General features: G+C 58.7%; 25 protein-coding genes and 1 pseudogene. 21 read left to right on the top strand and 5 right to left on the bottom strand.

The window, feature by feature from the left end:
• The 12 genes and pseudogenes from AC0L7P_RS23245 to AC0L7P_RS23190 form a co-directional block, all read left to right on the top strand.
• Positions 1 to 607 (top strand): HupE/UreJ family protein (locus AC0L7P_RS23245; RefSeq protein WP_473436404.1); only part of this gene is annotated, 607 nt, incomplete at its 5' end.
• A 17-nt stretch (positions 608 to 624) separates the two neighbouring features.
• Positions 625 to 1,248 (top strand): hypothetical protein, encoded by a 624-nt coding sequence (locus AC0L7P_RS23240; protein WP_007121517.1) that lies wholly within the window; start codon positions 625 to 627, stop codon positions 1,246 to 1,248.
• A 655-nt stretch (positions 1,249 to 1,903) separates the two neighbouring features.
• Entirely contained in the window at positions 1,904 to 3,343 is a 1,440-nt protein-coding gene (locus AC0L7P_RS23235; RefSeq protein WP_243254689.1) for a multicopper oxidase family protein, read from the top strand.
• Between the two features lie 40 nt (positions 3,344 to 3,383).
• The gene (locus AC0L7P_RS23230) at positions 3,384 to 3,839 is read left to right on the top strand and encodes a DUF411 domain-containing protein (RefSeq protein ID WP_007121581.1); all 456 of its coding nucleotides are present in this window, start codon (positions 3,384 to 3,386) and stop codon (positions 3,837 to 3,839) included.
• A 66-nt stretch (positions 3,840 to 3,905) separates the two neighbouring features.
• Positions 3,906 to 4,040, top strand: a complete 135-nt coding sequence (locus AC0L7P_RS23225) for a hypothetical protein (protein WP_007121580.1) — start codon at positions 3,906 to 3,908, stop codon at positions 4,038 to 4,040.
• A 149-nt stretch (positions 4,041 to 4,189) separates the two neighbouring features.
• Positions 4,190 to 4,615, top strand: coding sequence for a c-type cytochrome (locus AC0L7P_RS23220; RefSeq protein ID WP_473436403.1), 426 nt, complete (start codon positions 4,190 to 4,192; stop codon positions 4,613 to 4,615).
• The gene (locus AC0L7P_RS23215) at positions 4,612 to 5,208 is read left to right on the top strand and encodes a DsbE family thiol:disulfide interchange protein (RefSeq protein ID WP_009820201.1); all 597 of its coding nucleotides are present in this window, start codon (positions 4,612 to 4,614) and stop codon (positions 5,206 to 5,208) included. The genes AC0L7P_RS23220 and AC0L7P_RS23215 overlap by 4 nt, the downstream gene beginning before the upstream one ends.
• Positions 5,205 to 5,717, top strand: coding sequence for a TlpA family protein disulfide reductase (locus tag AC0L7P_RS23210; protein ID WP_007121403.1), 513 nt, complete (start codon positions 5,205 to 5,207; stop codon positions 5,715 to 5,717). Before AC0L7P_RS23215 ends, AC0L7P_RS23210 begins: the two co-directional genes overlap by 4 nt.
• Before the next feature lie 82 nt (positions 5,718 to 5,799).
• Entirely contained in the window at positions 5,800 to 6,090 is a 291-nt protein-coding gene (locus AC0L7P_RS23205; protein ID WP_007121402.1) for a hypothetical protein, read from the top strand.
• A complete protein-coding gene (locus tag AC0L7P_RS23200) occupies positions 6,090 to 6,794 on the top strand; it encodes an SCO family protein (protein WP_007121401.1) in 705 nt (234 codons plus the stop codon). The genes AC0L7P_RS23205 and AC0L7P_RS23200 overlap by 1 nt, the downstream gene beginning before the upstream one ends.
• Positions 6,791 to 7,282 (top strand): hypothetical protein, encoded by a 492-nt coding sequence (locus AC0L7P_RS23195; RefSeq protein ID WP_007121400.1) that lies wholly within the window; start codon positions 6,791 to 6,793, stop codon positions 7,280 to 7,282. The genes AC0L7P_RS23200 and AC0L7P_RS23195 overlap by 4 nt, the downstream gene beginning before the upstream one ends.
• A pseudogene (locus AC0L7P_RS23190) lies at positions 7,279 to 8,018 on the top strand (cytochrome c biogenesis CcdA family protein). The gene AC0L7P_RS23195 and the pseudogene AC0L7P_RS23190 overlap by 4 nt, the downstream one beginning before the upstream one ends.
• Here the strand turns inward: AC0L7P_RS23190 and AC0L7P_RS23185 are convergent.
• From AC0L7P_RS23185 to AC0L7P_RS23165, 5 genes are all read right to left on the bottom strand, one after another.
• A complete protein-coding gene (locus AC0L7P_RS23185; protein WP_007121398.1) occupies positions 8,015 to 9,124 on the bottom strand; it encodes a permease in 1,110 nt (369 codons plus the stop codon). The pseudogene AC0L7P_RS23190 and the gene AC0L7P_RS23185 sit on opposite strands and share 4 nt — an antisense overlap.
• 87 nt (positions 9,125 to 9,211) lie before the next feature.
• A complete protein-coding gene (locus AC0L7P_RS23180) occupies positions 9,212 to 9,976 on the bottom strand; it encodes a MauE/DoxX family redox-associated membrane protein (protein WP_197089315.1) in 765 nt (254 codons plus the stop codon).
• 22 nt (positions 9,977 to 9,998) lie between these two features.
• The gene (locus AC0L7P_RS23175; protein WP_237280026.1) at positions 9,999 to 10,868 is read right to left on the bottom strand and encodes a DUF305 domain-containing protein; all 870 of its coding nucleotides are present in this window, start codon (positions 10,866 to 10,868) and stop codon (positions 9,999 to 10,001) included.
• A gap of 107 nt (positions 10,869 to 10,975) precedes the next feature.
• Positions 10,976 to 11,395, bottom strand: a complete 420-nt coding sequence (gene cueR / locus AC0L7P_RS23170) for a Cu(I)-responsive transcriptional regulator (RefSeq protein WP_007120891.1) — start codon at positions 11,393 to 11,395, stop codon at positions 10,976 to 10,978.
• A 19-nt stretch (positions 11,396 to 11,414) separates the two neighbouring features.
• Positions 11,415 to 13,922: a heavy metal translocating P-type ATPase gene (locus tag AC0L7P_RS23165; protein WP_007120890.1), complete on the bottom strand. Its 2,508-nt coding sequence runs from the start codon at positions 13,920 to 13,922 to the stop codon at positions 11,415 to 11,417.
• Between the two features lie 138 nt (positions 13,923 to 14,060).
• Here AC0L7P_RS23165 and AC0L7P_RS23160 point away from each other — a divergent pair, with 138 nt between their 5' ends.
• From AC0L7P_RS23160 to AC0L7P_RS23120, 9 genes are all read left to right on the top strand, one after another.
• Positions 14,061 to 14,270 carry a heavy-metal-associated domain-containing protein gene (locus AC0L7P_RS23160; protein ID WP_007120889.1) on the top strand — a complete coding sequence of 70 codons (210 nt, stop codon included), beginning with the start codon at positions 14,061 to 14,063 and terminating at the stop codon, positions 14,268 to 14,270.
• A gap of 174 nt (positions 14,271 to 14,444) precedes the next feature.
• On the top strand, positions 14,445 to 14,867 hold the full coding sequence (locus tag AC0L7P_RS23155) for a hypothetical protein (protein WP_237280027.1): 423 nt from the start codon (positions 14,445 to 14,447) through the stop codon (positions 14,865 to 14,867).
• A 294-nt stretch (positions 14,868 to 15,161) separates the two neighbouring features.
• Entirely contained in the window at positions 15,162 to 16,625 is a 1,464-nt protein-coding gene (locus AC0L7P_RS23150; protein ID WP_007120887.1) for a TolC family protein, read from the top strand.
• Between the two features lie 11 nt (positions 16,626 to 16,636).
• Positions 16,637 to 17,995: a multicopper oxidase family protein gene (locus AC0L7P_RS23145; protein WP_473436402.1), complete on the top strand. Its 1,359-nt coding sequence runs from the start codon at positions 16,637 to 16,639 to the stop codon at positions 17,993 to 17,995.
• A 46-nt stretch (positions 17,996 to 18,041) separates the two neighbouring features.
• Positions 18,042 to 18,755, top strand: a complete 714-nt coding sequence (locus tag AC0L7P_RS23140) for a copper-binding protein (RefSeq protein WP_007120885.1) — start codon at positions 18,042 to 18,044, stop codon at positions 18,753 to 18,755.
• A gap of 109 nt (positions 18,756 to 18,864) precedes the next feature.
• Complete coding sequence (locus tag AC0L7P_RS23135; protein WP_007120884.1) at positions 18,865 to 19,398, top strand: cupredoxin domain-containing protein; 534 nt, start codon at positions 18,865 to 18,867, stop codon at positions 19,396 to 19,398.
• Positions 19,399 to 19,406: 8 nt separating this feature from the next.
• Positions 19,407 to 20,711, top strand: coding sequence for an ABC transporter transmembrane domain-containing protein (locus tag AC0L7P_RS23130; RefSeq protein WP_007120883.1), 1,305 nt, complete (start codon positions 19,407 to 19,409; stop codon positions 20,709 to 20,711).
• Positions 20,708 to 21,166 carry a c-type cytochrome gene (locus tag AC0L7P_RS23125; RefSeq protein ID WP_008282869.1) on the top strand — a complete coding sequence of 153 codons (459 nt, stop codon included), beginning with the start codon at positions 20,708 to 20,710 and terminating at the stop codon, positions 21,164 to 21,166. Before AC0L7P_RS23130 ends, AC0L7P_RS23125 begins: the two co-directional genes overlap by 4 nt.
• 94 nt (positions 21,167 to 21,260) lie before the next feature.
• On the top strand, positions 21,261 to 22,502 hold the full coding sequence (locus AC0L7P_RS23120) for a sialidase family protein (RefSeq protein WP_007120881.1): 1,242 nt from the start codon (positions 21,261 to 21,263) through the stop codon (positions 22,500 to 22,502).
• The last annotated feature ends 29 nt before the right edge of the window (positions 22,503 to 22,531 follow it).

Here is a 22,531-nt window from a genome sequence, read left to right as displayed (position 1 = left end):
AGGTGACGCAGGCTATATCCAGGAAATCTGGGGGGTGAACATCATCCCCTTCATGTATCTCGGCGCCAAACACATGGTCACGGGATACGATCACATCCTGTTCCTGCTCGGCGTCGTCTTCTTCCTCTACAAGATGAAGGATGTAGGCATCTATGTCAGCCTCTTCGCCCTCGGGCACTCGACCACGATGCTGGCCGGTGTCTGGTTCGGCTGGGGCATCAACGCCTACATCATCGACGCGATCATCGGCCTTTCGGTCGTCTACAAGGCGCTCGACAATCTCGGGGCTTATCAGCGCTGGTTTGGGTTCCAGCCGAACACCAAGGCCGCAACGCTGATCTTCGGCTTCTTCCACGGCACGGGCCTGGCCACGAAGATCCTAGACTACGAGATCGCGTCAGAGGGCCTACTGGCCAATCTTCTGGCGTTCAACGTGGGCGTCGAGCTTGGCCAGATCATGGCGCTTGCCGTGATCCTCATCGTCATGGGCTTCTGGCGGAAATCCCCAAGCTTCTTCCGCCAAGCCTACACCGCCAACGTCGTCATGATGTCCATGGGATTCATCCTCATGGGCCTGCAAATCACCGGCTACTTCGTAGCCACCTGAGAATTTAGGAGACCAAAATGTTTAACGCAAAAAAACCGAGCCTTGATGAGCTTCCCAGCTCCGCGCAGCTTATCCGTTCCACTGCCATTGCGGCGGCCAGCGCCGTTGCGATCCTTGTGACCGTCGTGCTGCCTGCCGAATACAACATCGACCCGACCGGGATCGGCGGGGTTCTCGGGCTGAGCGAGATGGGTGAGATCAAAGCCCAGCTTGCGGAGGAGGCCGAAGCCGACAGGCTGTTGGAGATCGAAGCCGAAGAGCAGTCGAGCCTTATGAACGATATCTTTGGACTTTTTGTCGGCACGGCATATGCACAGGAGGCCGAAATCTGGCGTGACGAAACCACCTTTACGCTTGCACCCGGCGACAGTGCCGAGTGGAAGCTGGTCATGGAAGAGGGCCAGACGGTGGAATACCGAATGCTGGTCGATGGCGGTCGGGTGAATTTTGACATGCACGGCCACGGCGGCGGCAATTCGGTGACCTATGAAAAGGGCCGCGGTTCGACGGGCGACGAGGGCGAGATCATCGCGGCATTCGACGGCGAACACGGATGGTTCTGGCGGAATCGGGACAGCCAGCCCGCAACCGTGACTGTCCAGGTGCGCGGCGAATACACCGAATTCAAAGACGCAAGTTGACACAAGGGCAGCCACCCGCATGAAAAGATGCGGGTGGTTGCCTGGCTCCGAAACAGACCTTGGATGAGTCCGCAGTCTCGCCTCAGATTTTCCCCCGAAACCAACCTCGGGCATCTTTTGGCCAATCAGTGAGTACCCGCGTGGCAATGTCACGCCTATGTTACGGGATACTTCTTGACCTCCCCCTACTGGAAGCTTGCATAAGGATCGCATGATCTGCGTTTTCCGCCTCATTTTGATTCTTGCATTGAGCTTCGGTGCTGTGGTTGCGCCGGATGTATCGGCAGCGAATGCGGCTGAGGCAGCAATGGCTCAGATGGTGGGCGCTGAAAGCGGGGACGACCATTGCGGCGGATGCGATCCGATCGGATTTGCTGACGGGATAACCTGCGAGGGTGGGTGTACAGTCCCTTGTGGCGCGGGAACTACGGCCGGTATCGTAGCTCGTACGTCAGCGATGACGCTTGAGATGGCCTTCGGTGTTGTCATCCCGGTCGCGGGACCTGTGATCCCGATTGGCGCGGTTCCCTCCCTTGATCCATTTCCTCCCAAGCTGCCTGTCTGAACCTGATAGCGGCCTCGCTTGTTGCGGGGCCTGACCGTTGCCTTGGCCGAAGCTGGCTGAGTGCGACCCTTTCAGATCAAGGCAGAAGTAATGACCCTCAACAGACTGATTTCACGACGGCACGTGCTGCGCACCGGTGCCGCTTTCACGGCCATATCCACTCTGTCACCGGCACGAGTAGCGATGGCAGGTCCGACAGAGGACCCATTCTTGCTACGCGCTGCGGCCGGACAAGCCGCCCTGCGACCGGCACCCTACGGCCCTACCGACGTCTGGAGCTACAACGGATCCCTCCCCGGCCCCGAGATCCGGGTGCGGCAGGGAGACCGAATTCGGGTTCTGGCCCGGAACGGGCTAAATGAAGGGACGACGGTCCACTGGCATGGCATTCGCACACCCAATGCGATGGACGGTGTGCCGTTCCTGACACAGGACCCGATCCCGGTCGGTGGCGAGTTTCTCTACGAATTCGATGCGCTGGACGCAGGTACATTCTGGTATCACCCGCACCAGCGCAGTTCGGAACAGGTCGGACGCGGCCTTTACGGGCCGCTGATCGTCGAGGAGGCGGACCCGATCCGCGTGGATCGCGATTTGACCTGGATGCTCGATGACTGGCGGATGACCGGCGACGGACAGATTGCGACAGATTTCGGAAGCCGGCACGACACGATGCACGGCGGTCGTATCGGCAATTCCGTGACGATCAACGGCCAGATCCCTGACCGTATCGCGGTGCGATCCGGGGAACGCATCCGCCTTCGGCTGGTCAATGCAGCGAACGCGCGGATATTCGGGCTGGATTTCGGGGGGCTTGCGCCGGTCGTGGTCGCTCTGGACGGTCAACCCGTGTCACCTCATGTACCAGACGATGACATCGTGGTGGTCGGTCCGGCCATGCGTGTCGATTTGGTGATTGATATGACCGGCAAGCCCGGAGAGAGCCTGACCATCACCGATGTCTTCTACAGGGATCTGGAATACCGTCTGGTCGATCTCGCCTACGGGCCGGATCGGTTACGGGACGCGGTCCCGGACTGGTCGATGGAACTGCCACCCAACCCGCTGGCCGAACCCGATATGCAAGCTGCCACGCGGCATCAGATCATCTTTAATGGCGGCATGATGGGGCAGATGATGATGGGCGGCGGCATGGGGTCCATGATGGAGCAGATGCGCGAAGGCAACATGTGGTTCATCAACGGCAAAGCAGCAACGGGGCACATGATGGATCCATTGCTGGTCCTGCCGCAGGGCACGTCGCATGTGCTGCAGATGGACAATCGCACCGCGTGGCATCACCCGATGCATCTTCATGGACATTCGTTCCGTGTGATCACACGGAGCGGGCAACCGACACGGCATCGCGAATGGCAGGACACCGTCCTGATGGCACCGGAGGAACGGGTCGAGATCGCCTTCGTGGCGGACAATCCGGGAGACTGGATGTTCCATTGTCACATCCTGGAACACCAGGCGGCCGGCATGATGGGCATCATACGTGTCGATCCTGGCACGACCAAAACCTGAAACAATCTCACGTAACGATCACCACGAAAGGAAAGAACTGATGAAGAAACTAATTGGACTTGCCAGTCTTGGCACCGCAGGTGCTGCCGCTGTCCTTGCAATGAGCCTGAATGCCGCGCCTGCAGCAGCGCAAGAGGCCACGCTCTACAAGAACCCGCAATGCGGATGCTGCGAGAGCTATGCGGACTACCTGCGCGAGAATGGCTTCACGGTCGAGGTAAAGCCGACCCATGATCTGGCTCAGATCAGCCGTGATGCAGGTATCCCGGACGATTTCCAGGGCTGCCATACGACCTTTCTGGGTGACTACGTCGTCAGCGGTCATGTGCCAATTGATGTCGTCAACAAGTTGCTTGATGAGCGCCTGGACATTGCCGGTCTGACACTTCCCGGCATGCCGTTGGGATCGCCGGGTATGGGGGGCGCGAAGCAGGAACCGTTCAAGATTTACACCGTCGAAGAAGGTGTGAACCCGACCGTCTATGCGGTCGAATGATTAATTGCGCGGACTGGTGCGATCCCGTGCCTGACCGGTTTCAAGGGAAAACAAAGGATGAAGTGCATGATGATGGATGGTGGAATGATGGGTGGCGGCATGATGATCGCGATGGGACTGGTTTGGTTACTCATCGTGGCGGTGCTGGTGCTCGCGGCAATCGCCTTGGTCAAATACATCCGCTCGGACAGCGGAAAATAGAAATGCGCCAAGATGCGGAATGAGGGCGACAGCAACGGCGACGGCCTGTTGTCGATGGGGATTGGTCTGGGGGCGTGCGTCCTGCTTGTCGTGGCATCGATAGTCGCACTCTCGTTGTATTTGGATAGCCAGAAGAAGGCACAAGCGACATGAAAAACACCATTAGGCTCGCCGCGGTCTTGCTCGCCACAACGGTCTCTCCCGTTTCGGCGGAGAGCGACTTGCGCATGGGCGAGCGTCTCTATCAGGAGAATTGTGCCAGTTGTCATGGCGCAAACCTGGAGGGGCAGCCTGATTGGCGCACCCGATTGCCGAACGGCAGATTGCCTGCCCCGCCGCATGATGCGTCGGGTCATACCTGGCATCATACGGACCGCGTATTGTTCGACATCGTGAAACGCGGACCGGCGGCGATTGTCGGGGCCGGTTATGAAAGCGACATGCCCGGATATGAGGGCGTACTGACAGATGACGAAATCACGTCGATCGCCGACTACATCAAGAGCACCTGGCCCGACAAAGAACGTGCCTTTCAGAGTGAGCGGACCCGCGAGGACCAGCAAGCACAGCCATGACCAGCTATCGTGACAATATGACTGTTCCCACGCCCCGCCGGAGAAATCTCGGCTTTGTGCTGGTGCCCGTCGTGGCTTTGGCCCTTATGGTCCTGTTTGGCTGGGGGCTTTTCAGCGAGGGCGATGATCTGCCGTCCGCGCTTATCGACAAGCCTGTACCGGAGTTTGCACTCGCTCCGGTGCTCGGCCGCGAGGAAGGTCTTTCGACGCAGGACCTGATCGGCCATGTTTCGCTGGTGAACGTCTTTGCCTCGTGGTGTGTGCCCTGCCGCGCCGAACATCCGCTATTCATGGAATTGAGCGCCACGGGCGAAGTGCCGCTCTACGGGATCAACTACAAGGATCCGCCCGAACAGGCGCGCGCCTGGCTAGACGAACTGGGTGATCCCTACACCCGCATCGGGGCCGACATAAACGGACGTGCGGGAATCGAGTGGGGTGTTTACGGCGTGCCTGAAACCTATGTCATCACTTCCGACGGCACCATTGCCTACCGCCATGTCGGCCCCATCACGCGAGCGATTCTGGAGGAAACCCTTTTGCCGATCGTCCGTGATCTGAAAACCCAAGCCGGCAAGGAGCCAACGCCATGAAATATCTCAAAACGGCGCTGCTCGTCTGGGCATTGTCCGTCGGCACGGCGTTTGCCGGGCCGCAAGGCTTCGCACTGCACGACACGCCGCAGCCGGTGATCAATGTGCGCTACGAGACCGAGGACGGCAGCCGTGGGGACATGGAGGATTTTCGTGGCAAGGTGATCCTCGTGAACGTTTGGGCAACCTGGTGCGTCCCCTGCCGGGAAGAGATGCCGACGCTGGATGCACTTCAGGCGGAACTTGGCGGCGACCGTTTCGAGGTTGTCGCCCTGTCCATCGACAGGGCCGGGTCGCCCGTCGTGCGGCGGTTCTACGACGAGATCGGTGTCAACAATCTCAAGATGTATGTCGACAAGACCATGCTGTCGATGACCGCGCTGCGCACCGTCGGTCTGCCGACAACGATCCTGATCGACGCGCAGGGGCGGGAGCTTGGGAGACTGGTCGGCCCGGCCGAATGGGATGATCCCGAGATGGTCTCCTTCTTGCGAGGCTTTATCGAATAAGCGCCCCTGAAAGAGCGCCGCCCGCCCTTGACCGCCCAGTTATCAGAATGACCAGTACTCAAACTTCAGAAGGATTTTCCGGATGACCGACATATCATCTTCCAACGATGCGGGTGCCGCCGACATCGAAAGCGCAGGCAACTGGCCCCGGTGGTTGACGCGCAGACGACTGCTGTTCGTCGGTGCGGCAACCGTTATGGGCGGCGGCATGGCGCTGAACTGGGGATGGCTCACCGCGATCGGTCTCGCGCCTGTCTTGGTTTCGCTGGCACCCTGTGCCGCGATGTGCGGGCTCGGTCTGTGCATGAAGGGCGGGTCCGGCGGGAAATGCGACGATGCGGGTGGTGGCAAGCCCGATCAATCCGAAAGGTGATGCAGTTGATTGTCTATCTGACCCGGCGCGCCGCCTTGGCGACATTTGCGGCCACGATCGCCTTTCCGGCCTCCGCCGATCATCCGGGTGAAAATCTGGATGCCCGGATGTTCGAGATGGAGCCATACTTCCAGGCCATCGACGCGGCACAGGCCCCGGATTTCGAGTTGCTGAATGCGGAGGGCAATCCTGTGCGCTTGGCGGATTTCAGCGAAAGGGTCGTCATCCTGCATTTCATCTACGCCAACTGCCCGGATATCTGCCCGCTCCATGCGGAAAAGATCGCGGCGGTCCAGGCTTCGATCAACGACGGGCCGATGAGGGATCTGGTGCAATTCATCTCGATCACAACCGATCCCGTGAATGACACGCCGGACGTTCTGCGCGACTACGCGGACCGGCATGGGCTCGATCCGAGCAACTGGGTCATTCTGACCAAACGGCCCGATCAGAGCGACGACGCGACGCGCCTTGTGGCGCGGGACTATGGGCTCGAGTTCACCACGACCGCCGACAGCGACATGATGATGCACGGTGCGGTCACCCATGTCGTGGATATCGGCGGGCGGTTCGCCGCAAAGTTCCATGGCATGGATTTCAAGAATGTGAACCTGATCCTCTATGTCAGCGAGTTGATCAACAATGCCCAGCATCGACGCCGGGAACGCAGTTGGTGGGACCGGGTGACAGGGGTGTTTCAATGAGTGTCACCGCGACTGGCGTCATGCCATCTTCGGCGGATGGAATATCCCTGACAGCGCTACGTCGGTATTTTTCGGTAATCATCCCGGCCAATCTGATCTGGGAGTTCGCCCATATGCCGCTCTACACGATCTGGAACGAGGGCACCTGGGGTGAGATCGTCTTCGCCGCGGTTCATTGCACGGGTGGCGACATCCTGATTGCCATGAGCGCGCTGGTGCTTGCCTTGATGCTGACCGGCCGTGGCTGGCCCTTCGTGGCTCCGACGCGACGCTCGGTAACCGTCCTGACGGTGGTGTTCGGGTTGGGATATACGCTGTTCAGCGAATGGCTCAACATCGTGATCCGCGCGGCTTGGGCCTATTCGGACCTGATGCCGATCATTCCGGTCCTCGATGCAGGGCTGTCGCCCGTGCTGCAATGGATCGTAATCCCGCTGATTGCCTTCTGGTGGGCGGCGCGACCCTTCAGCGCCGAGCATAAAGCATGATGGATATTTCCGGCATCGGCATCTTCGCGGCCTTTCTGGCGGGGGCCATTTCCTTCCTGTCACCCTGCGTCCTGCCACTGGTTCCGGGCTATGTTTCCTACATCGCAGGCCAGCCGGATTTGCGCACGACGCGATCGGTCGGCCTGCGGGCACGCGCCGGGGCACTTGGCCTAAGCACCTGCTTCGTTCTGGGGTTCTCCACGGTCTTTGTCGCGTTGGGGGCCGGGGCCAGCGCGCTCGGGTCGTTGCTGCTGACTTGGCGCACTGAGCTCAACTATCTGGGCGGGGCGATCATCATCCTGTTCGGACTGGTCATGCTGGGTGCCTTCCGTCTGGAAGCGTTCTCGCGTGACACCCGCTTCACACTCGACATTCCGGGGGTCGCCCGCTTGGAGCCTACGTCCTGGGCTTGGCCTTCGCCTTTGGATGGACGCCCTGCATCGGGCCGATCCTCGGCGCAATCCTGACGCTCAGTTCGACATCCGGCGGTATGTCGGACGGCATCTGGCTGTTGTCGATCTATTCCGCAGGGCTGGGCGTGCCGTTCCTGCTGGCCGCGCTGTTCACCGACGCCATCGCCGCACGGGTCAGACAGATCGGCAAAGCCGGTCGCTGGCTCTACAAGGGCGCGGGCGTCGCCATGATCATCATGGGCGTTGCCATCATGACCGGCCAATTGTCCCGGTTTGCCTACTGGCTTCTGGGAACCTTCCCATTCTTGGCCTCAATCGGTTAGTCTTCCTCGGCATTCCTGATGTGAAGCCAGATCAGTGCTGACCCGATGACAAGAAAGATCAGGTTGAGGAAGAACGTGTAATCGATGCTGAACCGGACCATTTCCTGAAGCGAAGGCCGCTCGGTCGGGATCATCCCTACGAGAGCGAACAGGTAATGCACCGTAATTCCCGCAGCGACCATGCACAGGTACAGCAAGCCTGAAAGATAGAGCGCATACTGCCAGCCGTAATATTTTGCGTGCACCCATATCACCGTGGCAGCAACAAGATCGGCTCCGAGAAAGGCGATCACGCCTCCGAACGACGCATCACGCGACCAGAGCATCGCAGCCAGGGGGACATTGCCCATCGACCCGATGAAGGTGAAGAAGGCCACGACCGGTGCCACCAGCGCGTTTTCAAGAACGATCAGGAAGCCCGGCGCGTCCTGCGCACCGCCATCTCCGACCAGAAAGATCGCGTTCCAGAAGCTCTGCGGCACAAAGACGGAAATGAAACCCGCGACCGTGAAGCCGAAGAGGATCTCCTTCCAGACCATCTTCCATTCCATGAAGAAAGCGCGGGCGATCCGGTCCCATCCTTCGCGGGACAGCAGTTTGTCGCGGAACGAACCCTTCATGGTCTGGTCCCTGTCCATACCTTCGTCGGACTGGGCCTTCTCCGCATGCTCTTTTGCGCTTTCGACAAACGACCTTGGAAGCCATATCAGGGTGAGGGCATAGGCGTAGATCGTCATCAGGATGCCAAGCATGAAATTTGCCACCATGAATTTCCAGCCCAGCAGGACCAGAAGGACGATTCCAAGCTCGATCACCAGATTTGTCGATGAAATCAGGAAGGCGATCGAATTGACCGGATGCGCACCCTTCACGAGGATCGAACGCGACGCGGCAAGAGCCGCGAAGGAACAGGACGATGACACAAACCCAAAGAAGCCGGCAATGCCTGCCTTCCTGGCACCACGGTCGCCAAGAACACGCGCCATCTGATCCCGTGTCACGAAAATCTGGATGCCTGCGGAGATGATATACCCGAAGATGAGCGCCCAGAGCGCCTTCCAGAGCATGCCCGCCCCGGTCGTGAATGCTTCGATTATCTGGTCCATTCAGCTTGACCCTTTTTCGCAGTGCTGTCCGACTTGCGCATCTATCGGGAGAACGAGTCCGAGGGATATGAAAACGGCACCCGCCTTTCAGCCGATCAGATAGACTCTGATCGGCATCCAGATCCCCATGACCATCATCATCAGGTTCTCTGTGAGCGAGACAAAGCCGAGCGGTACGTTGCTGTCGCCGCCGACGCAGGCGCACTTCAATTCACGCTTGTCGATATAGACCGCCTTGAAAACCGATACTGCGCCAACAGTGCCGATGAACAAGGCCACCGGTGCCGAAAGCCAGGTCAGCGCCCCGGCGACCATGAGGATACCTGCGAAAGCCTCTCCAAACGGATAGATCTTGCCATAACGCACCCACCGACGCGCCAGCAGGTCGTAGTTCAGGAACATGGTCGAGAAGCTCTCGACATCCTGAAGTTTTTGTACCGCCAGAAAGCACATCGAGATCGAAATGAACCATTCCAGCCCGCGCAGGGTGAAAATGTTCTCGAAGCTGTACCACGACAAACCGAGCGCCATCAGGAACGCGACGGCAAAGATCGTGATCACCGGCTGGTAGGACGTGTCCGAGCGTTCGTCTTCCGGCGCATCGATGCCGAAATGGACCCGAAGGTCGTCATATCCGCCTATCCGCTCGTCCCCGATCCAGGTTTGCGGGGTGGTTTCGACGCCGTGCTCTTCCATGAACGCGTCGGTTTCCTCACGCGTGGTCAAAGGGTGATCCTCGACTTCGAAACCCTTGCGCTCCAGCAGGTCCTTGGATTTGAGCCCATAGGGACAGAGGTGGTCGGGCATCACCATCCGGTAAAGCTTGGCTGTCTGGGTTGTGTCTCTTGGCATGTCATATCCTCCGTTTCAGGGTTCAGGCGTCGCAGCCATAATAGCCGCGATAGCCTGCCCGCAGGCCGGCATCGAGTTCGAGCACGAGGTTGGCGTCCTGCACTTCACCACTGTTTTCCAGCGCCGCAGCCCCGTCCGGCGCACTGAGGCTTACGGACATTCCTTCGGTGCTCAGGGTGCCGGTTGCGTCGGTTGAACCAAGACGCACCAGGTCGCCGCTGATCTTTGCCAGCGCCGCCGGGGCACCGTCGATCTGTCCTGTGGCAAGCACAGGTTTGCTGGTCGTCGTATACTTGAAGGTGCAGATGGCCCCATCCGGGAAAAGCTGCGCGATCTCATCGCCAGTCAGGAATTCCAGATCAAGGATGGCGATTTCGGCGGATGAGAGTGCCTCGTTCAGATCGACGATGCGGGCTGAACCATCCAGACCCTCATCAGCCGCGTCACCATTCGTGTCGATGTCATTCACCAGATACCGCATTTCGGCGATTTCTTTGTCTTGGGCAAAGATGATCTCGTCAGCCAGTTTGCGCACCCGAGGGTCAGAAATGTTGGCGCGGCTCGATGTCATGATCGCGATCGAATGGTGCGGGATCATTGCCTTCATGTAGCTGGTATCGCCCACGGTCACCTGGCTCCGGACCAGCCAGAGGGATCCGGCAAACACCACGGCGCCGCCAATAAAGATGGCAGCGTTGATCGCCTTGCTGGAGTACATTGACAGCATGAAGCCCAGCATGATGATCGCCATTATGGCCCCCATCAGCACGGCCATATAGGCGCGTGTTTCGGACCAGAAGATATGGCTCAGCAGATAGGTGTTGAGATACATCAGGATGAACATCACCACCGTGGATGTGGCGATCATCGCGAAAAAGCGTAGGTATGTCATTGGCGACCTCCAGTCTCGAAAAATTGATGTCCTATAGAAGGAACAACATTGCTGCGCTGGAATGTTCCGTAGTTTTCGGGAAAGTTCGGCTTTTGCAGACGTCAGAGCTACCCGGACGCCTTGCTGATACTGCCCGCCTTTTGTTCCATCGCCAGATCGGCCAAGATGGGGCAATCGGGGCGGTGATCACCCGCGCATGCATCCACAAGATGCGACAGCGTCGCGCGCATTTCGGTCAGTTCGGCGATCTTGCTGTCAATCCGATCAAGATGCTCTTCGGCAATCTGCTTTACCTCGGCACTGGCGCGGTCAGTATCGGCATAAAGCTTCAGCAGGCTCCGGCAATCCTCGATGGTGAATCCAAGGGCCCGTGCCCGGCCGAGAAAGGCCAGCTTGTGCACGTCGCTTTGCCGAAAGCTGCGATAGCCATTTGAACTGCGCAGCGGTTCGACAAGACCGATGTCTTCGTAGTAGCGGATCGTTTTGGCGGGAAGGCCGGAAAGGTCGGCCACATCTCCGATGTTCATAATCGTTTCCTCCTTGAGTTCATTCAGCTGGAATCGGGGATGCCGAGGCTTCGGAGACGGGGCGCGCCGTTTCGTCCATCGCCGGGCGCACGCGGCGCAGCCGCAGCGCATTCGTCAGCACGAAGACAGAGCTGAGAGCCATCGCACCTGCTGCCAGAACGGGTGAGAGCAGAAGTCCTGACACCGGATAAAGCACGCCCGCCGCAACCGGGATCAGGGCGACGTTGTATCCAAATGCCCAGAAAAGGTTCTGACGGATGTTGCGCATGGTGCTCCGCGACACCTCGAGGGCGTTCACGACGCCGCGCAGATCGCCGGACATCAGCACCACATCTGCGGATTCGATGGCCACGTCTGTACCGGTGCCGATGGCGATACCCACGTCCGAATGGGCAAGCGCGGGTGCGTCGTTGATCCCGTCGCCAACGAACGCGATGCGCTTGCCCGCGCCGCGCAGATCGTCGAGCGCCGCCACCTTACCGTCGGGCAGAACGCCAGCGATCACATGGTCGATGCCGATTTCGCGGGCGATAGCCTCTGCCGTTTCGCGCTTGTCACCGGTGATCATGGCGACCTTCAGTCCCTGTGCGTGCAAGGCGCGGATTGCAGCGGCGCTGGACGGCTTCACCGGATCGGACACCGCGATGACGGCGGCGACACGACCGTCGATCGCCGCGAAAAGTGCGGTGCGGCCCTGTTCGGCCAGCCGACGCTCCTCGTCGGCCAGATCGCTGATTGTCAGCCCCTCGCGGGTCATCAGGCGGTCGGCCCCGACAAGCACCTCGCGGCCCGCCACTTTTGCCCGCACGCCGTGGCCGGTGATGGATTCAAAATCCTTAGCGTCATGCCGCGCGACGCCCTCGACCTTTGCCGCGCGCACAATCGCCTCGGCGATCGGGTGTTCCGATTGCGCCTCGACAGCGGCGACAAGCGTCAGCACCTCGGTGCGGTCAAAGCTGTGCACAAGCACGAGATCGGTCAGTTCCGGGCGGCCCTGGGTCACCGTTCCGGTCTTGTCCAGCGCCACCACATCCACGCTGGATAGCTGTTGCAACGCGTCGCCCTTGCGGAAGAGCACGCCCATCTCGGCGGCACGTCCCGTGCCGACCATGATCGACGTTGGCGTGGCAAGACCCATCGCGCAGGGGCAGGCGATGATCAGCACGGATACGCCAGCCACCAGCGCAAATGACAGCGCGGGCGAAGGACCGACCAACAGCCAGACAATCACCGTCAACAGCGCCAATGCCATGACCGCGGGCACGAACCACAGGGTGATCCGGTCCACCAGCCCTTGGATCGGCAGCTTGGCGCCCTGCGCCTCTTCGACCATCCGGATGATCTGGGCCAGCGTCGTGTCGGCACCCACACGCGTCGCGCTAAACCGGAAGGCACCGCTGCCGTTGACGGTGCCGCCGGTGACGGGATCGCCCACGGATTTGGCGACCGGCACCGGTTCGCCGGTGATCATACTCTCATCCACACGGGCACTGCCTTCGGTCAGCTCACCATCCACTGCGATCCGCTCGCCAGGGCGCACGATTAGAATGTCGCCAGCGACGATGCGGTCGATGGCCACATCCTGCGGCTCCCCGTCAACCAGCATACGGGCCGTCTTTGCCTGAAGGCCCAGCAGCTTCTGGATCGCAGCCCCGGTCCGGCCCTTTGCGCGGGCCTCCAGCCAGCGGCCCAGAAGGATCAGCACCACGATGACGGCCGCTGCCTCGAAATAGACCGCGCGCGATCCCGCGGGCAGCAGCGTCGGTGCGAAAAGCGCCACAAGTGAATAGATGTAGGCCGCCGATGTGCCAACCGCGACAAGGCTGTTCATGTCCGGCGCGCCTTTCAACAGTGCCGGGAAACCGCGTGTGTAGAAAGCACGTCCTGGCCAGAGCAGGACTGCCGTGGTCAACACGAACTGGATCATCCAGCTGGCCCGATGGCCGATGGTGTCGCCGATGAGACCGTGCATCCCGGGGATCAGATGTGCGCCCATCTCGAGCAAAAATACGGGCAGGGCGAGGGTCGTCGCCACGACAGTCCGGCGAGCCAGAACCCGTGCCTCTTCGTTCTTGCGGGCTCCTGCGTCTTCCGATGAACTGTCTTCGGCCCGCGTGGCGGGGTAACCCGCGTCGCTGGCCGCCTTGATAAGGTCGGCAACCGCGACTGCGCCCTCCAGATAGCTGACAGTAGCGGTTTCCGAGGCCAGGTTGACGTTCACGTCCAGCACGCCCGGCAGCACTGCCAGTGCCTTGTCCACCCGACCGACGCACGAGGCACAGGACATAGATGAAATGTTCAGACGTACGCTCCGGCTCCGGGCCGGATAGCCGATCTCCTGAAGGGTCGTGGCGATTTCGGCGATGCGCTCCGGTGCGTCGATCTGCGCCTGGGCGGTCTCTCTGGCGAGATTGACACGGACATCGCTGACCCCCGGCAGAGCCGTGAGGCCACGTTCCACGCGCCCGACGCAGGAAGCGCAGGACATGTTTTGCAGGGAAAGCCGAAGGGTGCGCGGATCCGACATGAGAATCTCCTTGTTCTGATACTCCTGCAGATAGGGCCTCCAGTTACTGGAAGGTCAACAGGCATGTAGAATAAAATTCTGGCCATTGACCTTCCCGCGCCGGAACGCCTTACATGCATGTCGTCAAAGGAGATTGCGATGTTCAAATTCAGCGTACCGAACATGAGTTGCGGCCATTGTACCGCTTCCATCCAAAAGGCCATTATGGCGGCCGACCCAGATGCAACGGTTTCGTGCGATCTGACTGCACGTATCGTCGACGTCGACAGCACTCTGGATGAAACTGCATTGGCCGCAGCGATCAGCGATGCGGGCTACAGGTCTGAGAAGCTGGCAGAGGTTCAGTAGCCAAGATGCGTCAGCAACGCTCCGCTGGACGGAGATAGTGGCTCTCTCTCTATGTCGCTGATATGCAGCACTCTCTGACAGCAGCGGCCAAAACTCGCCTGTTTCAAAAAAAGCGACAAACCTTCCTGCGCAGGACGGATTGACTGTACTGCACAGGTCTCCGATGTTCGCGGCATGAGCTTTCGAGTTTTCATATCAAGCTGGTCAAGGGTGTTTACGTGCATTGCGTTTGCGCTGGCATTGGTATTGTCACCACCTTCTGCCGCTCACGCGGCATCCGGCATGCATGACGGACATCAAGCCAAGTCTGTTGGTGTCGTTGGTGCTGCCATGACTCATGACACCGGAAGCGATGCGCATCACGCGCATGAGACGCTTAGGGTCGCAAGCGACATTGACATCGCAGCGTCCGACAAGGATGGCAAAGAGCAACAATCTCAAGAGTGTTGCAACGGCATCTGTATTTCTGTCGTCTTCATCGAAGACACTAGGATCAGAGCAGAGCCGGTTGGTACAAGTGAATATGTCATTCTGGACGGTCAAACGTATTCGGTAGAAACAGCAGGGTTTCTTCGGCCCCCTCGATTCTTGATCTGAACCGGCGCCCAAATCGGGTGTGAGCCTTGCGCAGATTCTGCGTGAGACAACGTTCACCAATCAGGTTACTTTCATGAAAATTCATATACTTATGGGGGCTTCGGCCCTCGGGCTTGGCGCATGCGCCTATGAGCCCACCCCGTTGCCGTCCGTCGCGACCCAACAGGCCGTCGTCAACACGGCAGTTTCATCGCCGATCAGCTATCAGGACCCCTTGGCGGGCTACACCTATCGCGGCCCTACAGGTCCCCGCGACTGGCGTTCCGTCAATCAAGAACAGACGGAGGGCAACTGATGCGGGTATCGAAGTTTCCGCTGGTTTTCGGCTTTCCGCTAATCTTGGGTGCCTGTGCTGCAGCTGTACCGGGCATCTACACGGAACCAAAAGCTGGCTTTGCCAACATTTCCAGCCAGGTCACACCAGCCATCGGCAAACGGACAGCCTTCGCCGAAACCCAGGCCGAAAACGAGGCCTTGAAGAAGCAGGTGCACGCAATGGTGTACCGCAAGACCATTTCGGCGGACACCGCCGTTCAGGTCGCGCTTCTGAACAACAAAGGGTTGCAGGCGTCCTATGCGAACGTTGGCCTATCGGCCGCAGAGGCCTGGCAGCAATCGACGCCGGAAAACCCGATCGTGTCGATTGGTATACTGGGCATCGGTGCGCCCGAACTGGGTGCCTACAGGGCGATCGAGGGACTGATCCGGTCGAACGTGCTCGATGCCACCACTCGCAAGCAGCGTACGGCCATTGCAGACGCAAACTTCCGGCAGGCTCAACTGAGCGCCGTGAACGACACACTCGCACTGGCCAATCAGACGCGGAAGGCATGGGTCGATGCCGTAGCCGCCTTCGAGGCTGTGAGTTATCTCCGCCGTGCGAAGGCGACGTCTGACGCCGGATCGGAATTGGCTATGAGGCTGGGTGAGACCGGCGCACTCAACAAAGCTGGACAGGCCCGCGAGCAGGCATTCAATGCCGAACTCGCTGGACAACTTGCCCAGGCACGATTGAGTGCTACCCGGTCCAAGGAGGCTTTGACCAGGCTCATGGGGCTGTGGGGCACCGAAGTCGACTATTATGTGCCCGATGCCCTTCCTGCGCTGCCGCGTTCCGTCGGCCGTGTGACTGACATCGAAGCGAAAGCATTGCGAAATCGGGTTGATCTGCGCGTTGCCAAACTTGGCCTGGAAGCACAGGCCAAGGCGTTTGGTCTGACTGATCAGACTCGCATTATCAGCGATCTCGAATTCATTGCCGGGTTCGAAGCGGAGCGGGAAATTGAGGACGGAGAAACGGAGACCGTGACCACCCCTCAGGTGGAGGTGGAGTTCGCAATCCCGATTTACGACACCGGGAAGGCACGGATGCGCAAGGCGGAATTGTCGTACCTGCAAGCAGCTAACGTGCTGGCAGAAAGAGCCGTCAACGTGCGGTCCGAAGCGCGTGGTGCTGAAGCCTCCTATCACGCCGCGTATAAGATCGCCCGCCACTATCGCGACGTTCTGGTGCCGCTACGCACGACCGTCGAAGAAGAGGGGCTGCTGTCTTATAACGGCATGATCACCAACACTTTCGAGCTGCTGACAGACGTGCGCGAGAAACTGGGCGCATCACTGGAAGCGGCAAACGCAAAACGCGAATTCTACATGGCACAGGCTGATCTGACCGCTGCGATCTATGGCGGCGGCGAAGGCGGTGGCGGTGCTGGTGGAGAAGGCGCGACACTTGCCGCCGGTGGCGGCGCAGGACACTGAAAGGAACTGACATGCTAAATAGACGTCAATTACTCGGAGCCGGCGCGGCAGGTGCAACGCTGGTATCTTCGAAAGCCTGGGGTCAAACCCTGAACATGGGCCTGCCCGAAGCTGCCCAAATGGATAGCGCAGCAACGGCGATCACGGCGCGTCCCAATTCCGGGCCGGACTACACACCTGTGGTCACATTGAACGGGTGGACCCTGCCGCACCGGATGAACAACGGGGTGAAAGAATTTCACCTCGTGGCCGAACCGGTAGAACGCGAGCTTGCCGACGGCATGATCGCGCATTTGTGGGGCTACAACGGCCAATCCACCGGCCCGGCGATCGAAGCAGTCGAAGGCGACCGGGTGCGCATCTACGTCACCAATAAGCTGCCGGAAGGCACAACGGTGCACTGGCACGGGCTCATTCTTCCTTCAGGCATGGATGGGGTCTCCGGATTGAGCCATCCAAGCATCCCGCCGGGCAAAACCTTCGTCTACGAATTCGACTTGGTGAAGTCCGGAACGTTCATGTACCACCCCCACGGCGATGAAATGACCCAGATGGCGATGGGGATGATGGGCATGTTCGTGGTCCACCCCAAGGATCCCACATTCATGCCGGTGGATCGTGATTTCCTGATCATGCTGAATGCTTTCGACATCGATCCGGGTACCTATGTACCCCGCATCATGACGATGACGGATTTCAACCTTTGGACCTGGAACAGCCGGATCTTCCCCGACATTGATCCGCTGGTCGTGAACAAGGGCGACCGGGTGCGAGTACGGGTTGGGAACCTTACGATGACGAACCACCCGATCCATATGCACGGCTATGACTTCAAGGTCACCTGCACGGATGGCGGCTGGGTGCCGCCTGAAGCACAGTGGCCGGAGGTCAGCATCGACATTCCCGTAGGTGCGATGCGCGCCTACGAATTCGTCGCCGATCATCTGGGAGATTGGGCGATCCATTGCCACAAATCGCACCATACGATGAACGCCATGGGCCATGACGTGCCGACGTTCATCGGGGTGAACAAGAAGCCGCTGACCCAGAAGATCCGTCAATTCCAGCCGGAATACATGCCGATGGGCATGTCCGGCATGGGGGACATGGCAAAAATGGAAATGCCGCTACCCGACAATACCATCCCGATGATGACGGGTTGGGGCCCGTACGGACCCATCGAGATGGGCGGCATGTTTTCGGTCGTGAAGGTGCGGGACGGCATCGACGCGGACGATTACTCCGATCCCGGCTGGTACGAGAATCCTCCGGGCGAGATGGCCTACGAATGGACCGGCGAATTACCCGAATTTGCCTCCAACAACAGCCCCAAGACCATTCTCACACCGAAACCAACCTCGAAGGGCTGAGCGGCCCTTCGTCATCTCCAACCTAACCAACCTACAGGACAATAAAATGCAAAAGATACTTCTCAGCACGGCCATCACTCTCACACTTGCCACGGGCGCTTATGCATCTCCCGGGCATACCAGCAAAGCTGAAACGGCGGCACCGCAGATGGACATCGGTGTCCCTGGTGACGCCGCCAAGGTGGACCGCACAATCGACGTCACTTTGCTCGAAAACGATGAGGGCCAGATGCTGATCGAGAGTGAGCCGATGGATATCAAGGAGGGCGAAACCATCCGCTTCAACATCACCAACAAGGGTGAGCTGGAGCATGAATTCGTCCTCGACACGGTAGAGCGGAATGCCGAGCACAAGATCGAAATGGCCAAGATGGATATGGAACACGACGATCCGAACCGTATCCGTCTCGATGCGGGCGCGTCGGGTGAGGTTGTCTGGACTTTCGCGAATTCTGGTACGTTCGAAGCGGCGTGCCTGATCCCTGGCCACTACGAATCCGGCATGCACCGTGAGGTCGCAGTCGGTGACCAGATGGCCCAAGCTGACGTGGAATACACGAGCGGGACCATCAAGAAAATCGACGCCAAGGCCGGCAAGGTCACAATCATCCACGGCCCTCTGGTCAACCTCGATATGCCCGCGATGACTATGGTGTTTCGCGCCGACGAAGCAATGATGGCCAAGATGGCGGAAGGTCAGGGCATCGAATTCGTCGCTGACCGGGTCAAGGGTAAACTGACCGTCACGCAGATGAAGTAACTACAAACAATGGGGTCGGGGGTAAACACTCCGGCCCCATCGCCTTGATCGCTTGGCCCGAGCAAGCAAGAAGATCCCATAAAATCAAGCGCTACGGAGGTAGCCGAGCATGAAGAATTTCCTGAGAACCTGCACCATCGCCCTTGCGCTCGTCCTTCCGGCTTTTTCAGTAGGCGCTTCCAGTGGGAAGGGCCAGCAGCCTCACGCCCGAGCCTTCGAAATGCTTGGCCATGATCCGATCGGGAAACCCGGTGATGGCTCCTCGATCGACAGGACGATTGAATTGTCCATCAGGGAGACAGAAAGCGGCTACATGCTTTTCGAGCCGGACGCGATCCAGATTGAAAGGGGGTCGGTCATCCGGTTTTCGATCGGCAATGCCGGCAGACTGGATCACGAGTTCTTTCTTGGCTCCTTTGACGAGGTTGCAGAACACCAGCAGTGGATGCGCGAACATCCCGATATGCAACATGACAACGCCAATTCAGTTTCGATCCCTAGTGGACAAAATGCCGAGTTGATCTGGGAGTTCTCCGATATGGCCAACCTGGAGTTCGTATGCTTGATCCCCGGCCACCGGGAAGCGGGCATGTGGGGCGTCATCATCGTGCACGACCACCTTGCGCCGAAATCCAAGGGCTAGACTTTTCAATGTCACTCTTGGACAGGTATCACCTGCTTGTACACGACGTAGCTGCCGCCTTTGGGTACGACTACAACGATGCCACGCCAGACTGGGTGCATCCGTTCATTCATCTCATACTGGTTTTGGCCCCCGCGCTGCTGATCACCGTTGGCTCATATCTTGCTATTCGCGGCATTCTGAAGCTTTGGAAGTACCGCAGCACGCCGGCGTTACACACAGAGCCCATACGAGGGCTTGAAAAAAGTCTTTTCAAGACTGTCTTGCGCTACTCCAGAAGTCAGCAGGCATTGATGATATTGGTTAGCCTCATCGCAATGCCTATACTCTATCTGACTTTAGAACTGCCAAAACAGATCGTAAACAACGCTCTGGATTCAGGCCGTTTCCCGATTGCCATTTTGGGACAAGACCTCGATCAGGTCGTTTTCCTCATGCTGCTTTGCGGTCTTTACCTTCTGGCGATCATCCTGAACGGGCTAAACAAATATGGCCTTAATGTTTTCAAAGGGTATGTCGCTGAGCGTTTTCTGCGGCGCTTCCGCCTGCTGGTCTATCGGCACTGGCGCAGCGATCCAGACGCTCGAAACCAGAGCGAAATCATCCCTATTCTCGCACAGGAAGTTGAGCCCATAGGTGGCTTTGCTGCAGATGTCCTTGCGCTACCAATCCTGCAAGGCGGTACGCTTCTGACGATCCTGTCTTTCATGTTCGTTCAGGACCCTGTGTTGGGTGCCGCCGCACTGACGGTGCTGCCAATTCAACTCGTGCTGCTGCCCAAGCTACAACGCCGGGTCAACGCCCTTTCACGCACAAGGATCAGGGAAGTCCGACAACTTGGCAGGCAGCTCAGCGATCAGTTGCGCGAACGACAGGTCAATCCGGCCGGGCTGCTGCCAGTGAGTACAAGTTTTAGAGAGCTTGAGCGCGTGCGCAGGAAGATTTTCCGTCTGAAGTTCTTCATCAAGGCCCTCAACAATTTTCTGACCGCGCTGACGCCCTTCCTGTTCTACTCTTTGGGTGGATATTTTGTCATCGAAGGTCGCATTACACTCGGCGCGCTGGTGGCCGTCCTGGCAGCACACAAGGACTTCTCGGCACCGCTGAAAGAGCTCTTCAATTACTATCAGACGCTGGAAGACACGCGGATCCGGTATCAGGAAATCATGGCCTTTTTAAACAAATCGATTCAGCCATTGGGGCATGCTCAGCCAGACAACACTGCGCCACAAGAGGCTGGCCAATTCGAGCGATCCAAGCAGAGATACCCAGCTCTGTCTTTGGTAGGGCAGGGGGCCATAGCAACATCATGAAGGAGTTTGATGGGATGAAATGGGCAGCGATATTCTTTGCTTTGATCGCCGTTGCTTCAGCAGGCTGGTACATCATGCAGCCGGATTACTCTCAAACGGGTACGCAGACGGATGAGGGCGTCGCGCTTCCCGCAGGCGCGCTTGTAACTGTCACGCTACCAGCAAGTTTTACAGAGCAGGAGCAAATCGGCGCAGGCGCTTATGATGCGGTCTGTGCCGTGTGCCACGGCCTGAACGGGCAAGGCCGGGATGGCGTTGCTCCACCGCTTGTTCACAAGATTTACGAACCGAGCCATCACAGCGACATGGCGTTTGTCCTCGCGGCGCAAAATGGAGTGCGGGCGCATCATTGGAAATTTGGAAACATGCCAGCGGTTGAAGGCGTGACGCGATCAGAGATCCTTGCTATCGTGACGTATATTCGAGCATTGCAGCGTGCCAATGGGATCAATTAAGCCGTTTCGACAGATAAGAGGGTGGAGTTTGGTTCGCGGTCAACGACTACTAGGTTCGCCGCGACATGGCCACAACTGGCGGAAGAACGTTTTCATGAGTAAATGTCTTTATGCGTCCATATTGAGTATTGGTGCATTTTTCAGTTCTTTCACCGCAACATATGCCGAGGAAACCGACCTCTTCAGATTGACCGACCGCGCAGCCCCGGTCGGCATCGGTGCCCGTGAGCCATCACTTGCAACCTTGCCGGATGGCCGGGTCGTATTGAGTTGGACAGAAGAAAACGGAGCCGAAGCGGAAGTTCGCATGGCCATCCTTGATGGCAGCGAGTGGTCGGACGCTCGCACAATTCATAAATCGTCAAAGATTTACATCAACTGGGCCGATTTTCCATCGGTAGCGGTGCTGGCTGATGGCGGCCTGGCGGCACAATGGCTTAAACTGAATGGGGAGGGTGATTACCAATATGACGTCAATATCGCTTTTTCTAAAGATGAAGGCAGAAGCTGGACGGAACCGCTTATTCCCCATGATGACAGATCACAACGCGAGCACGGTTTTGTTTCGTTGGTTCCCGATCAGTTTGGCGGGTTGACGGCGCTGTGGCTGGATGGCCGGGAGTATGACAGTCAAACAGAAGGCGAAAACTTCGAGAATGCGATGCAGCTGCGCGCACGACAGATCAACTCTGACGGAACGATGAAGCCAGAAAGCCTGTTGGACGCGCGCGCTTGTACTTGTTGTCAGACGTCCGCAGCGCGGACCGCTTCGGACGATATCGTGGCGGTCTATCGTGATCGAACCGCCGATGAAATCCGCGACATTTCGATTATTCGATCTACCGGAGGGGACTGGACGCAACCCCTCACTGTTCACGACGACGGATGGGAAATTGCCGGCTGCCCCGTAAATGGCCCAGCCGTTGATACGATGGACGACAAGGTGTCCGTTATCTGGTTCACTGCAGCTGAGAATAAACCGGAGGTTTATATCGCGTTTTCGGCCGATGGCGGCGCGCAGTTTGACGAACCGCTCCGCATTGACCTCGGCACAGCCGCGGGACGGGTGGATGTTCTGCAAATGCCGGATGGAAGCGCATTGGCGCTCTGGATTGAATATGTGGGAGGCGGTGAAGCGATCGTCATGTGCCACATATCGCGAAGTACCGGATGCGCAGCGCCTCAGGCGCTCCATATCAATCGGGGCGGCGGATCGATCGGTTTTCCCCGAATGGCGCGCGGAGACGCCGGTACGTTTGTGGCCTGGACGCAGCCGACCGGCGGCGGGGACGGGGACACTACAATCCGCATGGTCGAAGTCGCGGTGACTCCATAGGTTTCGAGCATACATCTCAATATCCTATT

The organism is Oceaniglobus sp. K40-3 (assembly GCF_055808395.1).
Note: the sequence above shows the minus strand (reverse complement) of the source record. Positions and strands in the feature narration are given on the sequence as shown.

Bases quoted from the DNA above. Each gene is read 5' to 3' on its own strand.
- AC0L7P_RS23145 (WP_473436402.1), top strand. From the start codon at position 16,637: ATGCTAAATAGACGTCAATTACTCGGAGCCGGCGCGGCAGGTGCAACG.
- AC0L7P_RS23225 (WP_007121580.1), top strand. From the start codon at position 3,906: ATGATGATGGATGGTGGAATGATGGGTGGCGGCATGATGATCGCGATG.
- AC0L7P_RS23200 (WP_007121401.1), top strand. From the start codon at position 6,090: ATGCAGTTGATTGTCTATCTGACCCGGCGCGCCGCCTTGGCGACATTT.
- AC0L7P_RS23180 (WP_197089315.1), bottom strand. From the start codon at position 9,976: ATGCCAAGAGACACAACCCAGACAGCCAAGCTTTACCGGATGGTGATG.
- AC0L7P_RS23165 (WP_007120890.1), bottom strand. From the start codon at position 13,922: ATGTCGGATCCGCGCACCCTTCGGCTTTCCCTGCAAAACATGTCCTGC.
- AC0L7P_RS23215 (WP_009820201.1), top strand. From the start codon at position 4,612: ATGACCAGCTATCGTGACAATATGACTGTTCCCACGCCCCGCCGGAGA.
- AC0L7P_RS23130 (WP_007120883.1), top strand. From the start codon at position 19,407: ATGTCACTCTTGGACAGGTATCACCTGCTTGTACACGACGTAGCTGCC.
- cueR (WP_007120891.1), bottom strand. From the start codon at position 11,395: ATGAACATCGGAGATGTGGCCGACCTTTCCGGCCTTCCCGCCAAAACG.
- AC0L7P_RS23240 (WP_007121517.1), top strand. From the start codon at position 625: ATGTTTAACGCAAAAAAACCGAGCCTTGATGAGCTTCCCAGCTCCGCG.
- AC0L7P_RS23175 (WP_237280026.1), bottom strand. From the start codon at position 10,868: ATGACATACCTACGCTTTTTCGCGATGATCGCCACATCCACGGTGGTG.
- AC0L7P_RS23150 (WP_007120887.1), top strand. From the start codon at position 15,162: ATGCGGGTATCGAAGTTTCCGCTGGTTTTCGGCTTTCCGCTAATCTTG.
- AC0L7P_RS23155 (WP_237280027.1), top strand. From the start codon at position 14,445: ATGAGCTTTCGAGTTTTCATATCAAGCTGGTCAAGGGTGTTTACGTGC.
- AC0L7P_RS23120 (WP_007120881.1), top strand. From the start codon at position 21,261: ATGAGTAAATGTCTTTATGCGTCCATATTGAGTATTGGTGCATTTTTC.
- AC0L7P_RS23185 (WP_007121398.1), bottom strand. From the start codon at position 9,124: ATGGACCAGATAATCGAAGCATTCACGACCGGGGCGGGCATGCTCTGG.
- AC0L7P_RS23205 (WP_007121402.1), top strand. From the start codon at position 5,800: ATGACCGACATATCATCTTCCAACGATGCGGGTGCCGCCGACATCGAA.
- AC0L7P_RS23160 (WP_007120889.1), top strand. From the start codon at position 14,061: ATGTTCAAATTCAGCGTACCGAACATGAGTTGCGGCCATTGTACCGCT.
- AC0L7P_RS23140 (WP_007120885.1), top strand. From the start codon at position 18,042: ATGCAAAAGATACTTCTCAGCACGGCCATCACTCTCACACTTGCCACG.
- AC0L7P_RS23125 (WP_008282869.1), top strand. From the start codon at position 20,708: ATGAAGGAGTTTGATGGGATGAAATGGGCAGCGATATTCTTTGCTTTG.
- AC0L7P_RS23220 (WP_473436403.1), top strand. From the start codon at position 4,190: ATGAAAAACACCATTAGGCTCGCCGCGGTCTTGCTCGCCACAACGGTC.
- AC0L7P_RS23135 (WP_007120884.1), top strand. From the start codon at position 18,865: ATGAAGAATTTCCTGAGAACCTGCACCATCGCCCTTGCGCTCGTCCTT.
- AC0L7P_RS23210 (WP_007121403.1), top strand. From the start codon at position 5,205: ATGAAATATCTCAAAACGGCGCTGCTCGTCTGGGCATTGTCCGTCGGC.
- AC0L7P_RS23235 (WP_243254689.1), top strand. From the start codon at position 1,904: ATGACCCTCAACAGACTGATTTCACGACGGCACGTGCTGCGCACCGGT.
- AC0L7P_RS23230 (WP_007121581.1), top strand. From the start codon at position 3,384: ATGAAGAAACTAATTGGACTTGCCAGTCTTGGCACCGCAGGTGCTGCC.
- AC0L7P_RS23195 (WP_007121400.1), top strand. From the start codon at position 6,791: ATGAGTGTCACCGCGACTGGCGTCATGCCATCTTCGGCGGATGGAATA.